The 14,205-nt window shown below is 56.3% G+C and carries 13 protein-coding genes; all 13 read left to right on the top strand.

The genetic code is table 11. From position 1 onward, the window contains the following. Positions 1-31 precede the first annotated feature (31 nt). The 13 genes from GCU39_RS19500 to GCU39_RS19440 all read left to right on the top strand — a co-directional run bounded on the left by GCU39_RS19500 (position 32) and on the right by GCU39_RS19440 (position 14,011). The gene (locus tag GCU39_RS19500; RefSeq protein ID WP_152395041.1) at positions 32-820 is read left to right on the top strand and encodes an amino acid ABC transporter permease; all 789 of its coding nucleotides are present in this window, start codon (positions 32-34) and stop codon (positions 818-820) included. After that, positions 817-1,527, top strand: a complete 711-nt coding sequence (locus GCU39_RS19495) for an amino acid ABC transporter permease (RefSeq protein ID WP_152395040.1) — start codon at positions 817-819, stop codon at positions 1,525-1,527. Before GCU39_RS19500 ends, GCU39_RS19495 begins: the two co-directional genes overlap by 4 nt. Then, entirely contained in the window at positions 1,524-2,276 is a 753-nt protein-coding gene (locus GCU39_RS19490; protein ID WP_152395039.1) for an amino acid ABC transporter ATP-binding protein, read from the top strand. The genes GCU39_RS19495 and GCU39_RS19490 overlap by 4 nt, the downstream gene beginning before the upstream one ends. Before the next feature lie 12 nt (positions 2,277-2,288). Then, positions 2,289-3,305: an LLM class flavin-dependent oxidoreductase gene (locus GCU39_RS19485; RefSeq protein WP_152395038.1), complete on the top strand. Its 1,017-nt coding sequence runs from the start codon at positions 2,289-2,291 to the stop codon at positions 3,303-3,305. A gap of 39 nt (positions 3,306-3,344) precedes the next feature. Further along, positions 3,345-4,526: an amidohydrolase gene (locus tag GCU39_RS19480; protein WP_152395037.1), complete on the top strand. Its 1,182-nt coding sequence runs from the start codon at positions 3,345-3,347 to the stop codon at positions 4,524-4,526. Positions 4,527-4,573: 47 nt separating this feature from the next. Continuing rightward, positions 4,574-5,692 (top strand): N-methyl-L-tryptophan oxidase, encoded by a 1,119-nt coding sequence (gene solA, locus GCU39_RS19475; protein WP_152395036.1) that lies wholly within the window; start codon positions 4,574-4,576, stop codon positions 5,690-5,692. Between the two features lie 13 nt (positions 5,693-5,705). Further along, entirely contained in the window at positions 5,706-6,173 is a 468-nt protein-coding gene (locus GCU39_RS19470) for a DinB family protein (protein ID WP_152395035.1), read from the top strand. 32 nt (positions 6,174-6,205) lie between these two features. Beyond that, positions 6,206-7,555, top strand: coding sequence for an LLM class flavin-dependent oxidoreductase (locus GCU39_RS19465; protein ID WP_152395034.1), 1,350 nt, complete (start codon positions 6,206-6,208; stop codon positions 7,553-7,555). 41 nt (positions 7,556-7,596) lie between these two features. Next, positions 7,597-8,790 (top strand): M20 metallopeptidase family protein, encoded by a 1,194-nt coding sequence (locus GCU39_RS19460; protein WP_227793270.1) that lies wholly within the window; start codon positions 7,597-7,599, stop codon positions 8,788-8,790. Between the two features lie 11 nt (positions 8,791-8,801). Beyond that, a complete protein-coding gene (ssuE, locus tag GCU39_RS19455; protein ID WP_152395032.1) occupies positions 8,802-9,377 on the top strand; it encodes an NADPH-dependent FMN reductase in 576 nt (191 codons plus the stop codon). Positions 9,378-9,412: 35 nt separating this feature from the next. Then, positions 9,413-10,498 (top strand): LLM class flavin-dependent oxidoreductase, encoded by a 1,086-nt coding sequence (locus tag GCU39_RS19450; protein ID WP_152395031.1) that lies wholly within the window; start codon positions 9,413-9,415, stop codon positions 10,496-10,498. 116 nt (positions 10,499-10,614) lie between these two features. Continuing rightward, complete coding sequence (locus GCU39_RS19445) at positions 10,615-11,625, top strand: LacI family DNA-binding transcriptional regulator (protein WP_152395030.1); 1,011 nt, start codon at positions 10,615-10,617, stop codon at positions 11,623-11,625. Positions 11,626-11,785: 160 nt separating this feature from the next. Continuing rightward, a complete protein-coding gene (locus tag GCU39_RS19440; RefSeq protein ID WP_152395029.1) occupies positions 11,786-14,011 on the top strand; it encodes an amylo-alpha-1,6-glucosidase in 2,226 nt (741 codons plus the stop codon). Positions 14,012-14,205: the final 194 nt, after the last annotated feature.

Genomic DNA, 14,205 nt, shown 5'->3' with positions numbered 1-14,205 from the left:
GCACATGGTCTAGAAGGGGAGGAGGAAGCTCATGGGAGCCCCGTTTGATATCACGTATGTATTAAGCTACTTGCCGAAGCTGCTGTCGACGCTCGGCATGACGCTGCTGATTGTGGGAGGTTCGCTTCTCGTGGGGATTGTCGTGGGATTTCTCATCGCCCTTCCCCGGCTGTATCGGATTCCGGTGTTGAACACGCTGGCGAGAGTGTATGTCTCTTTTTTCCGAGGAACGCCGATCTTGATTCAACTGTTCTTGTTCTACTATGGGCTGCCTGAAATCCTGAAGTTGGCGCATCTCGATATCTCCAAAGCGCCGGTACTCATGTTCGTCATTATTACGTATGGTCTGCATACCGGCGCTTTCATGTCGGAGACGATACGGGCTTCGGTGACGGCGGTCGATCGCGGGCAGGTCGAAGCGGCTTATGCGGTAGGGATGACGGGCTATCAAGCATTTACCCGGATCGTGCTGCCGCAGGCAATGGCGATTGCGGTCCCGGTGTTCTCGAACCTCGTCATTGCGCTGCTGAAGGATACGTCGCTCGCCTTCACGCTCGGTGTCATGGAAATGACGGGCAAGGCGCAGACGCTCGGCTCGCTCACGCAGCATTTCATCGAAGCTTACATCTCGCTCGCTTTGATCTACCTCGTCGTGAGCCTGACGCTCGAGAAGCTCCTGCTCTTAGCGGAGCGCCGTCTCTTGCAGCATGAACAGACAGACGGGCCGGAGCGTCGCAGTCGATTTCGTCTTGAACGCAAAGGCTCGTACCGAAGCATGGTCGCGAGCGTAGATTCCGGCAAAGGAGGAGCGGACTTATGAAACTTGATATATCGTTCATCGGGACGGCATTCATCCAGTTGTTGTCTGCCATTCCGACAACCTTGGTGATCACGTTCGTCTCGGTTACTGCAGGCTTTATCATCGGACTCATCGTGGCGCTATTGCGCATATTTAAAGTACCCGTCCTCGGGCAGATCGCATCGGGCTACGTCACCTTTATCCGTGGAACGCCGATGCTGACGCATCTTCTATTAATCTATTTCGGCTTGCCGGTGCTGCTGGACGCCTTGTCCGAACAGTTCGGCTGGGGCTTCAAGTCCTCTTCAATTCCGATGATCGGCTTCGCGTTCATCTCGTTCTCGATTACGGCCGGCGCCTACATGTCCGAGGTCATTCGCTCCGGCTTGCTGGCGGTGAACCGTGGTCAGCTGGAGGCCGCCTATTCCGTCGGGATGACGACGCCGCAGGCGCTGCGCCGCGTTGTCTTCCCGCAAGCCTTGGCGGTGAGCCTGCCGAACTTGTCCAACTCGGTGATCGGCATGCTACACGGATCGACGCTCGTGTTCACCGTATCGGTCGTGGACATTAATGCGAAGGCGCAGATCGTGGCGTCGACCAACTGGAAGTTTTTCGAGGCTTATCTGGCAGCCGCTGTCATCTTCTGGGGGCTCACGCTGATCATCGAGCGGATTACCGCTGTGATCGAGAAGCGAATCAATCTATACAATCGAGGTGGGGTAGCATGATCGAACTCAAAAATATAACGAAATCATTCGGACGCCACCAGGTGCTGAACAAGATTGATTTGACCGTGCAGAAAGGGGAGGTCGTCGTTATTCTAGGACCGAGCGGTTCCGGCAAAACGACACTGCTGCGCTGCGTGAACTACCTAGAGAAGCCGAATGACGGCGAGATCGTCATCGGCGATTACCATCTAAACGTCAAGCATGCGAGCAAAAAAGATATCTACCAGTTGCGGCAGAAATCCGCGATGGTGTTCCAGCAATACAATTTGTTCAAGCATAAGACGGCGCTCGAGAACGTCATGGAAGGACTTTTGATCGTGAAGAAGCTATCGAAGGAAGAAGCGAAGACACGGAGCATCGCGCTGCTCGAGAAGGTCGGGCTAGGAGGCAAATTGGATGCCTATCCAAGCCAGCTCTCCGGCGGACAGCAGCAGCGGGTGGGGATCGCCCGGGCGCTGGCGCTCGAGCCGGAGGTTATTCTCTTCGACGAACCGACGTCGGCGCTCGATCCGGAATTGGTTGGCGAAGTGCTCGCAGTGATTCGGAAGATTGCCAAAGAAGGGATCACGATGATCGTGGTCACGCATGAAATGGGCTTTGCCAGGGATGTGGCGAATCACGTGGTGTTCATGGACGGTGGCGTCATCGTCGAAGAGGGGACGCCGGCAGAGCTATTCAATAACCCGCAGGAAGAACGCACAAAGCAGTTCTTGAAGCGCATTACCCCAGAGCTTAACTATAGCATTTAGGAGGCACACGGTATGGCCATTACAATCAGTGTTCTTGATCAAAGCCCAATCTATCCCGGGGATACGGCCGAAGAGGCGCTCGCGCGCACGGTTCAGCTGGCGCAGAAGTCCGAACAGCTCGGATTCCGGCGCTTCTGGGTATCCGAACATCACGATTCGGAGCAGCTCGCCGGTTCTTCGCCGGAGGTCCTCATATCATATTTGCTGGCGCGCACGGAGAAGATTCGCATTGGATCTGGCGGCATCATGCTGCAGCATTACAGTCCTTATAAAGTAGCGGAGAACTTTAACGTGCTCGCTTCCCTCGCGCCGGGCCGCGTCGATTTAGGCGTTGGGCGTGCGCCCGGCGGATTACCGCGCAGCACGCAGGCACTGCAGCGTGGCGCGGCGGATCCGGCTTCGCTCACTGACAAAATCGTGGAGCTGGATCAATATGTGCATCACCGCCTGCCGGCGGAGCATCCGTTGTTCGGATTGAAGGCATCACCTTCGCCGGAAGCACCGCCTGAGCTGTACGTGCTCGGTGCCAGCGTAGGCAGCGCGGAGATCGCGGCAGAGCTCGGCTTGCCTTACGTCTTCTCCTTGTTCATCAACGGGGATGAGAGCATTGCGTTGGAGGCGATTCGCAGCTACCGCGAACGATTCGATCGCAAACGTGGGACGGAGCCGCAGGTGATTATCGCGCTGGCCGTCGCCGTCGCTGACACGGAGGAAGAAGCAGAGAGCTTGGTCGGCCCGCAGAAGCTGGTGAAGATTCATCTCGCCAGCGGCAAGACGCTAACGCTCGGAACGCGCGAGCAGGCAGAAGAGTTCGGCCGGCAATCGAATGAAGCCTATACGATCGAAGAGCATGAGCCGCTTATCACGAAAGGAACGAAGGCGACGGTCCGTGCGAAATTCGAAGCGCTCCATCAGGCGTCCGGCGTAGACGAATTTGTCGTGACGAGCAACATCGCGCCATTCGAGAAGCGCCTCCGTTCCTTCGAGCTGTTGAGCGAGGCACTGAGTAGTACTGTAGCGGAAGTCTAGACATACACTTGGAACAAATACACGAAGGAGGGTGATGAGGTGTCTTCAGAGCAACTCGCATCGATTCAAGAGACAGATGACGCCAAATTCATTCAGATCCGCCGGCATCTGCATCAATATCCGGAGCTGTCGAACGAAGAATTCGAGACGACCCAAGCGATCCGCAGTTGGCTGGCGGAAGCCGGCATCCGCATTGTCGATTACCCCTTGGCGACGGGCATTATTGCCGAAGTCGGAGGCCGGCGCGAAGGACCGATCATTGCGCTGCGCGCGGATATCGACGCGCTGCCGGTCCAAGAAGAGACCGGACTCCCCTATGCGTCCAAGATCCCTGGCAAAATGCATGCCTGCGGGCATGATTTCCACACCGCGGCGCTAATCGGAACGGCGTATGCCCTCAAAGCCATCGAAGAGGAGCTGGAGGGTACCGTGCGCTTCATCTTCCAGCCCGCGGAGGAGCGGGCCAAAGGCGCAAGGCAAGTGATCGATAGCGGCGCCTTGACAGGTGTCCGAGCGATCTTCGCGATGCACAACAAGCCGGATCTTCCTGTCGGCACGGTCGGCATTAAGGGCGGCCCGCTGATGGCGGCGGCTGACGGCTTCACCGTCGAGATCGAGGGCAAAGGTTCGCATGCCGCCGTTCCGGACGCCGGACTCGATCCGATCGTCGCCGCCGCGCATGTCATCACGGCGCTGCAATCGATCGTCAGCCGGAACGTGAACGCTTTGCAGAGCGCAGTCATCAGCGTGACGAAGCTGCACAGCGGCACGGCTTGGAACGTCATTCCCGACAAGGCGGTGCTCGACGGCACGATTCGCACCTTCGACGAGCAGGTGCGCAAGCAGGTGCTGGAGCGGTTCACCCAAGTGGTTGAAGGCGTTGCGGCCGCGCTTGGCACGAGCGCCAAGGTCGATTGGATCGGCGGGCCGCCGCCGGTTCATAATGACGAGGCGTTGGCGCAGCTTGCGCAAGACGCGGCTGCGGCTGCCGGTCTGCAGACGGTCGTGCCGGTGCCTTCACCGGCGGGCGAAGATTTCGCCGTCTATCAGCAGGAGGTACCGGGACTGTTCGTCTTCATGGGCACGGCCGGCACGCAGGAGTGGCATCACCCGGCCTTTACGCTGGATGAAGCCGCGATTCCGGTCAGTATCCGCTTCTTCACGGAGCTCGCGGTACACGCTTTGAAGCAGCTCGGGCATGGTGGAGGTGAACAGTTATAGCGTCTACGCAGAAGAGCTATGATGTCATCATCGTCGGTGCCGGCTCGATGGGCATGAGCGCCGGTTATTATCTGGCGAAGCGGGGCGTACGCACACTGCTCCTGGACGCCGATGATCCGCCGCACCGCGAAGGCAGCCATCACGGCGAGACGCGGCTGATCCGCCACGCCTACGGCGGTCATGCCGTCTATACCGACATGGCGATACGCGCCCATCAGCTCTGGAACGACCTGGAGCTGCTCGCGGAGAAGCAACTGCTCGTTCCGTCCGGCGTCCTGAATATAACGGATCCTGCACTCTATTCCTTGAAGGATCGAATTCCGAAGGCGGCGAAGCGCGGGGTTCGGACGGAATGGCTGAAGGCGCTAGAGATCCAGCATCGTTGGCCGGGGATTCGGCTGCCTGAGCATTTCGAAGCGATGTATGAGCCGGCGGCTGGATACCTGCGGAGCGAAGCCTGCGTCGATGCTTATCGCACGCTGGCGCTGGCCCATGGGGCGGAGCTTCGCACGCATACCCCGGTTCATGGGATTACTCCGCTGCAGGACGGCGTCGTGGTTCATACCCGGGAGGGCGATTTCGCCGGAGCAAAGGTCATTCTTACGGCAGGCGCATGGTTCCGCACGCTGGCACCTTTCGTCACGCTTCCGATCCGAGCTGTCCGCAAAGTCGTGGGATGGTTCGAGACAACCGGTATCGATTATCAAGCCGGTCGGTTCCCCGGATTTACGCTGCATACGGGAGAGGGTACCTATTATGGCTTCCCGGATATCGGTGGTGGGGGACTCAAGATCGGCCGTCACGATACCGGGCTTGAGTGGCAGCCTGGCGATCCGATTCAGCCATTCGGCAGCCTGGCGGAGGATGAGGAGGATCTTCGGTCCGTGCTTCATCGCTATATGCCCGGCGCTGCGGGGCGGCTGATCCAAGGTGCAGTATGCAAATACGAGTTAACGCCGGATGAAGATTTCATGATCGATCGGCATCCGCTTTATTCACATATTTTGGTGGCTGGAGGGTTCTCGGGCCACGGGTTCAAATTCGCAAGCGTCGTCGGTGAGATACTCTCCCAGCTCGCAGTGGAAGAGCAGGTGCAGCTGGACCTTCGGCCGTTCGCGCTCTCAAGGTTCACGCAGCAGACGGCATCTGTATCAAGCAAGTCATGAGGAGGAGATCGAAATGAGTGATATCGATTTGGAAGCATTTTTGAATACCCATGGGCAGTTGGTGAATGCCGTGCAAGGACTAAGCGAGGAGCAGCAGAAGTGGAAACCTTCTCCGGAGGCGTGGAGCGTACAGGAGGTCGTCTCCCATTTGGTGGATCACAGCTTCGTCATCTCGTTCCGGATCCGAGACATTCTCGCCGGCACAACGGCGCAGCTTCCCGCTTTCAACCAAGATGCTTGGGTGAGCGGCCAGCATGCGAATCGCGGCCAATTATCGGATATTTTGGATGCGTTCCACGCGATTCTGGAGTACAACAGTCTGCTCATTGAGCGGCTCAGCGAAGAGGAGCTTGCAAAGACAGGCGTGAACTTCAAGGGCGAGACGGTGAGCATTAAGACGATCGTTCAAGGTTTCACGCGGCATGTCCAAGGCCATCTTGGGCAGATTAAACGGACGAAGCAGGCGGCAGTCGCGGTATAAGAGGATAAGAGACGATAAGGAGGATGGAAATCATGACTAAGAAAAAACAGTTAAAGCTCGGAGCTCTTTTGCATGGCGTTGGCGGAGGGACGTCCCTATGGAGGCACCCGGACGTGGATCCAGGCGCAAGCGTGAATTTCGAGCTCTACAAGAGCTGGGTACACAAAGCGGAGCAAGGCAAGCTGGATCTGATCTTCATCGCGGACGGACTGTACATTAACGAGAAGTCCATTCCCCACTTTCTGAACCGCTTCGAACCGCTGACGTTATTAAGCGCGCTTGCTTCCATCAGCTCGAATATCGGTCTCGTCGGCACCTTGTCCACATCGTACAGCGAACCGTTCACGGTGGCGCGCCAATTCGGCTCGCTCGATGTGCTTAGCGGCGGCCGCGCCGGATGGAATGTGGTGACGTCCCCGCTGGAGGGCTCGGCGCTCAATTACAGTAAGAAGGAGCATCCGGAACACGATAAGCGTTACAAGATTGCGACGGAATATTTGGAAGTCACGCGCGGGCTCTGGGATTCTTGGGAAGATGACGCCTTCATTCGCGATAAGGAGAAAGGAATCTTCTTCGATCCGGACAAAGTGCATACGCTCAACCATGAAGGCGAATTTTTCTCGGTCAAAGGACCGCTCAACATCGCGCGGTCGAAGCAAGGCGGACCGGTGATCTTCCAAGCCGGCGCATCGGAAGTCGGCAAGAACTATGCCGCAAAGGAAGCGGACGCGATCTTCACCGGAGCCGAGAATCTCGAGGAGGCGATCCAGTTCGCGCAGGACGTGAAGGCGCGTGCCGCGAGCTTCGGCCGCAACCCGGATGATGTGCTGATCTTCCCGGGGATCGGTCCTATTATCGGCAGCACAGAAGAGGAAGCGGAGCGCAAATATCAAGAGGTGGCGAGCCTCGTAACGATCGAGAATGCGCTCAATTACCTGGGCCGGTTCTTCGAGCATCATGACTTCTCGCAGTATCCGCTGGATGAGCCGTTCCCTGAGCTCGGCGATCTAGGCAAGAACAGCTTCCAGAGCGGTACGGACATGATCAAGAAGGATGCGAAGGAGAAAGGGCTCACCCTACGGCAAGTGGCGCTTCAATCGGCGACGCCGCGCACCAGCTTCATCGGCACCGCCGAACAGGTAGCGGATCGCGTGCAAGAGTGGTTCGAGGCAGGCGCAGCCGATGGATTCATGTTAGCAGCTGCCGTGCCGCGCGGACTGGAGGATTTCGTCGAACTGGTCGTTCCGATTCTGCAAGAACGGGGCATCTTCCGGACGGAGTACGAGAGCGATACACTGCGGGGCAATCTTGGGCTGCCGATTCCGGAGAACCAATATACGAGGGCAAGAGCCGCCGCGGAAGCGGAAGGCGTTCGCTCTTAAATCGCAGGCGCGAACAGCTGACCATGGAACATATACATGACATGATGGCTTATGCCGGCACGCTGCACGAGGAACTGGTGGCGATCCGCCGCGATCTTCACCAGCATCCGGAGCTGCTCTATGATGTGAGCCGGACGGCTGGCATCGTGGCAGACCTGCTCGAGCGCTGGGGCATCGACGTGCAGCGACAGGTCGGTCCACACTTCGGGAGCGGCGTGGTCGGGACGCTTCGCGGTGAAGCGGGCGACGGGCCGATCGTGCTGCTCCGCGCGGACATGGATGCGCTGCCGATCCTGGAAGCGAACGATGTGCCTTATCGTTCGCGGCGGGACGGTCTGATGCATGCCTGCGGCCATGATGCGCATACCGCGATGCTGCTCGGGGCCGCTAAGACGCTCGCACAGTTCCGTGGCAGCCTTCGAGGCACCGTCCGCTTCGTCTTCCAACCCGCCGAAGAAGGCGCGGCGAAGAGTCCGCTGGACGGGCGGCTGCTGTCCGGCGGACGCGACATGATCGAGGCCGGCATCCTGGAGGGCGTGACACTGTGTTATGCACTTCATGTCATGCCCGAGCTGCCGATTGGCACGCTGGGCATCCATGATCGGGAGGCGATGGCGGCGTCCAGCCATTTCCGGGTTCGTTTCCAGGGCACATCGGGGCATCACAGCGCGCCGCACTTGGCCGTGGATGCCCTGCAGATGGCCGCCCGGTTCGTGACGGAAGCGAATGGCTTGATGGCGCACAAGGTGGATCCGAGGGAAGCTGCCGTGCTGGCTTTTGGCACCTTGCAGGCGGGAACAGCCATCAATGTCATCGCGGCGCACAGCGAACTGGCCGGCACCTTCCGCGCATTCACCAAGCCGACGGTTGCGGCCATAACGGAAGGATTGCGGCGAATCGGAACGACGATTGCAGAAGCTGCCGGCGGGAGCTTCGAGCTTGAGCTGCGCGAAGGCATCGCCGTGGTGAACGATGCCGAAGCCGTGTCGCGCGTGAAGGAAGCCGCGGCAGCGGTGCTCGGGGAGCAGCAGGTTCACAGCCTGTCGCCGCCGAGTCTTGCTGGCGAAGACTTCGGCTGGTACCTGGACCGAGTGCCCGGCGCATTCGCCTTCATCGGCTGCGGCAATCCGGAGCAAGGCATGACCCATGCGATCCATCAGCCGCACTTTGACCTCGATGAGCGCATGCTGGTGCTGGGGACGCGTATTCTCGTACGGCTCGCCGTACGCACTTAAGGAGGATGACAATGAGCAGCGTGGTATTAATAGCAGGTAATCCAACACAAGGATCGAGATTATTCGGACTGACGCAGTATGCGACGGACCATCTGGCGCTGTCCGGTTATGATGTCGAAGTCGTGTCGGCAGCAGAGCTTCCGGCGGAGGATCTGCTTCGCGCGAACTTCAACAGCCCGGCGATTCAGCAGGCGCTGGCGACGATCGCGCGGGCGGACGCCGTCATTCTGGCAAGTCCGGTCTACAAAGCATCATATTCAGGTGCGCTGAAGACCATCCTGGACCTTATCCCGCAGAAGGGATTCCAAGGCAAGGTGGTGCTGCCGCTCTTCATCGGCGGGTCGATCGCTCATTTGCTCGCGATTGATTATGCGTTGAAACCGGTCGTCGCGGCGCTAGGCGGCACGAATATTCTAAGCGGTGTATACGCCGTCGATCAGTGGGTCAGCCGGACCGAGCATGGCGGATTCGAGCTGACCCAAGAACTGAAGGATCGTATTGACGCATCCGTCAGCGAGCTAATTGTGGAGTTGGAACGGAATGCTGCGTTCCGCGACCAAGATAAGCCAGAGCCGCTCGTGAATTAATTTTTAGCGTACAGGTTGAGAGGGGGCTCAGGATCATGAAGGTTGCATTATTTAGTCTAATGATGAATATCCCGAATGCCGTGACTGGGGAATCCTGGACGGCGCAGCAGAAATTCAGGAATGTCATCCGCCAAGCCGTGCTGGCTGAGAAGCTGGGGTTCGATGCGTATGGCGTCGGCGAACGGCATGGGGCGCCGTTCCTCTCCTCCTCGCCGCCGGTCGTGCTCACCGCGATTGCGGCGCAGACTTCCCGGATTCGCTTGCTTACGACCGTGACGGTGTTAAGCGTGCTGGACCCGGTGCGCGTCGCGGAAGATTATGCGACGCTGGATCACCTATCGGGCGGCCGCTTGGAGATGATTATCGGCAAAGGAAATGACCCACGCCACTATCCGCTCTTCGGCATTACCGAGGAGGAGCAGTGGGAGTCCTTGGCTGAACGGTATGGGCTGCTCCGCCGGTTATGGTCGGAAGAGGATGTCACTTGGTCGGGCCGATACCGTCCGCCGATCGAAGGGGTGACGACGTATCCACGGCCATACCAGAAGCCGATTCCCGTATGGCACGGCAGCGCGTCCAGTACACTCTCGACGGAGCTCGCGGCGAAGTACGGCGAACCGATCTTCTCGTCGAACTCCTTCCATCCGCAGGCGAAGTACAAGGCGCTAATCGATCATTATCGGGAGCGGCTCGCCTATTACGGGCATGACCCAGCCCGAGCCGTCGTCGGCGCTGGATCGGGCAGTCTATATCTCGGAACGACAGGCGAGGAGGCGATCCGGCGTTATCGGCCATATTACAATGCGTTCAGCGTAACGGAATCGTCGAAGCACAATCAATCGCCGTTCGTCAGTCTTGAAGATGTGATTGCGAACGGGCCGGCACTGATCGGCAGTCCAGATCAAGTCATCGAGAAAATTCTGGATTACCAAGAAGCTTTTGGACATCAAGTACTGAGCATTAGCGTTGATGGATTGACCGAATCCGAACAGGAAGAGCAGCTGCAGCGTTTCGCTGAAGAGGTGCTTCCCGTGCTGCAGCGTGAAATCAAGAGCACCGTATGGCAAGACCCCGCTGTGAAAGAGGATCGTGAAGCCGCGGTCCCGACGGAAGCTTCGTAGATGCAATAGGGGGGAATCGTATTCCGATCCACCGCCGGAATCCCGTAACCTGCTTGACACGTCCAGAAGGACTTGCTATTGTTTTGTGAGAGTATGGATACGGTGGTGGGAATTGGATGACAACAATTAAAGATGTAGCGAAAGCGGCTAAAGTATCCGTTACCGTGGTATCGAAAGCGTTGAACGGGTACGCGGATGTCAATGAGGACACCCGACGCAAAGTGTTGAAAGTCGCAGAAGAGCTCAAATATACGCCGAATATGCTTGCGAAGAACTTGAAGCAGAAGGTGACGAAGTCCATTGCGTTGATCTTCTCGAACTTCGAGCGGGCGAACGGCAAGGACGGCGTCCTATTCCAGATCATGAGCGGTATTTATGCGGCCGCAGTCGATTATAAATATGAGGTCGTTATCTATACGCGCAGCTTGTCCGAGCAGCAGAATAAGTCGTACTGGAAATTCTGCAAAGATCATAAAATCGCCGGCGCCGTCGTCACGGGACTTAAGACGACTGACCCTTACTTTCAAGAAATCGTGAATAGCGACTTCCCTTGTGTTGTACTGGATACAGATCTCGCGAGCGAGCATACCGGCTCGGTGTCGACGGACAACGTGAGTGCGGCTAAGATGGGTGTGGAGTACCTAATCTCGAAGGGGCACCGGAGAATCGGTATGATTAACGGGCATGAATTCGCGGTAGTCAGCCGTCAGCGTCTTGAGGGGTATCAGGCCGCACTAGCGGCGCAAGGGATTACATATGATCCAGCGATCGTCGTGAATTCCGATTATTCGGAAGAATCCGCTTATGAACTTGCTGATTCATATTTGGAGCAGCATCGTGATGTTACGGCAATTTTTTTCGCGAGTGATCTGATGGCAATCGGGTTCATGAATCGCTGCCGCGAGATCGGTGTGCGAATTCCTGAGGATATCTCCATTCTTGGCTTTGATGATATTGTGTTATCGAGTTATACGACACCGAAGCTGTCGACTGTGCGGCAGAACTTCCATAAGCTTGCCTATCAAGCCTGCGAACAAGTCATTCATATTTTGGAGAAAGAAGAGAAAGGCCGGCACATTATGATGCCGTTCAAAATAGTTGACAGAGAGACAATCAAAGAACTATAATCAATGTGCAAATGCTTTCATGTATTCATTTTTTATTGAATCTCGAAATCATTTCTTTTTTTGGCAACGATCGAAAACGTTTTCGATATCATGGTGGCAGCACGGTAGAAACACAATGAAGCGTATGTACCTTGAAGTTATAAGGAGAGTTGGTCGAGCTATGTATAACAGCGATAGTCAATTGTCATCGACGCAGGCCGTCAATAGCAAGCATCCCTTTAATGTGTACTTAACGGCAGGAGAATATGTCAAAGCGATTGGAACACAGGATGGCTATTTCCCGGATTTCGGGCACCATGTTGCGAATGAAATGGGTGGCGTATGGCTGCATCCGATTAAGTTATTAGATGGATTTTGGCTTCGGGTAACCGATTTGGACCGCGGCATTTCCGTCTGGTCGAAATCGGATGAATACATCACATACCCATGGGGGAACGCATTCCACTACGATCATGGCCTGGGACATATCCCGGTTGCCATCGAACGCGAGCAATTTGCACCGGAACACGAGAAGGGCTTGGTTGTTCGTTATGACCTGCATAATTACGCAGATCGTCCCACACGATTGAAGTTAGAGCTCTTAGCTCGCACGGACTTGCGTCCGGTCTGGTTCTCTGATGAAATCGGCATTCTGGACGGCGCGAAGGACATCGTGGAAGCGAGTACGAATCGTGTGATGCATGCGAAGGATTGCGATCATGAATGGCATGCGATGATCGGTACGAGCTTGCCGGGTGAGCAATATGAGATCGGTGAAGCGCTATTCGGGCCGGAATTCACGAGTGGCCAAGGCTGCGGCGTGAAATTCGAGACGACGGTTACACTTGAAGCGGACGCACGTTTATCCTTTCATCTCTTCGTGGCTGGATCGTATGCTTCGAAGCAGGAATGCGAAGCGACGTATGAGACGCTCGTGCGTGAACATGCGCGTCTGCTTGTGGAGAAGAAAGCGACTTATGAAGCGATCCGCGAGCGAGCGGAGCTGAAGATCGAAGGCGAGTCATTATTCAGCGATATTTTCTCATGGGTGAAATGGAATAATCAGTGGCTGGTTCAACAAGTTGATGGCATCGGACGCGGATTAACGGCAGGCAGCCCGCATTATCCATGGTGGTTCGGCTGCGATAATTCGTATTCCCTGCAAGGCGTGCTCGCCATTGGTGATCATGAGCTAGCGAAGGATACGATGCGAATTCTGCTCGACAACTCGAAGAAACAGAATGGCAATGGCCGGGTCGTGCACGAGATAACGACGATGGGTGCGGTCTCGAACCCGGGGAACACGCAAGAAACCGCGCACTATATCAGCATGGTATGGGATATGTATCGTTGGACTGGCGACCGTGCATTCCTCGAAGAACATTATACGTATTGCGTGCAAGGAATGGACTGGCTCTTGCATGAGATGGATCCGGACGGTGATCTCTTCCCGTCAGGCTATGGCATCATTGAGATCGCAGGTCTCAATATGGAGTTGATCGATTCTGCCGTGTATACGGCCAAAGCGATGCAATCTCTCGTCCAGATGAGCCTTGAGCTAGGGGAAGCAGAGCGTGCTTCGCAATATGAAGCGTTGGCTGATCGCGCAATCCAGGCAATCAATACAACGTTCTGGAACGAAGAACAGCAGCTGTATGCCGATGCGGTAGCATCGAAGCAGGATGTCCTTCCGAAGGTCGAATTCTTGATCAGCATGGCGGAGCAGAACGGTATTCAAGGCTATCGTGAATATCTGGAGCATCAGCTTACCCACGTCCAGGATGAGACCGTCGATCAAGGCTGGTTAATCAATAAGAACTGGGTGATCTCCACGCCGATGGAATCCGGCATTGCGGATCGCGCCAAAGGTGAGAGTGCCATTCGCCATATGCGCAACGCAGACTTTATCGGACCTTACGGCTCATATCTGTCGGGTACATTCCAGCAGGGTACGATGACCATTAGCACAGGTGTCCATGCTGTTGCCGAAGCGATGTATGGTGACATTGATGCAGCGCTTGATTTGTTACAACGGATGAATGGTTCCTTTTCTCGCGTATTGCCGGGCTCGATGAATGAGATGTCGCCGGATTATGGCTGCGCCGTACAGGCTTGGACGGTCTATGCCTTGATGGTGCCGACGATCGGACATATGATCGGGGTACAACCGGAAGCACACCGCCGCAGCGTAACGATCGCACCGAAGATTCCGACTGCTTGGCAGGGCAAAGATATTCAATTGAATCGCGTTCGTATCGGAGATGCGTGGATTGATATCCAGCTTCGTGTGGAACAAGGGCAGTTGAAGCTGCAGGTGACGAATGAATCGCAATGGAACATTCGAGTAGGATGGCAAGGGAAGACCTATATGTCGAGCGAGTCCGTCGTCGAAGTGTCCATGGCGTAATGCAGGGTGAGTAGATCGTGAGAGCATCGCATTATTCCTTCTATTATGCTTCGGTGAACTTCGTGCTGGGCGTATATAGTGTTTTTATTATGCTGTATTCGAGCCAGGCGGGGTTCTCGACGCTCGCGATCGGATAGCCGTTATTCGTAACCCTTATATCAGCACACGAGCAGCGGCCAGTAAGACCAACAATA

Source organism: Paenibacillus guangzhouensis, from assembly GCF_009363075.1.
Classification (GTDB): Bacteria; Bacillota; Bacilli; order Paenibacillales; family Paenibacillaceae; genus Paenibacillus_K; species Paenibacillus_K guangzhouensis.
The sequence above is the reverse complement of the archived record's forward strand: the minus strand, read 5'-3'. Positions and strand labels throughout refer to the sequence as shown.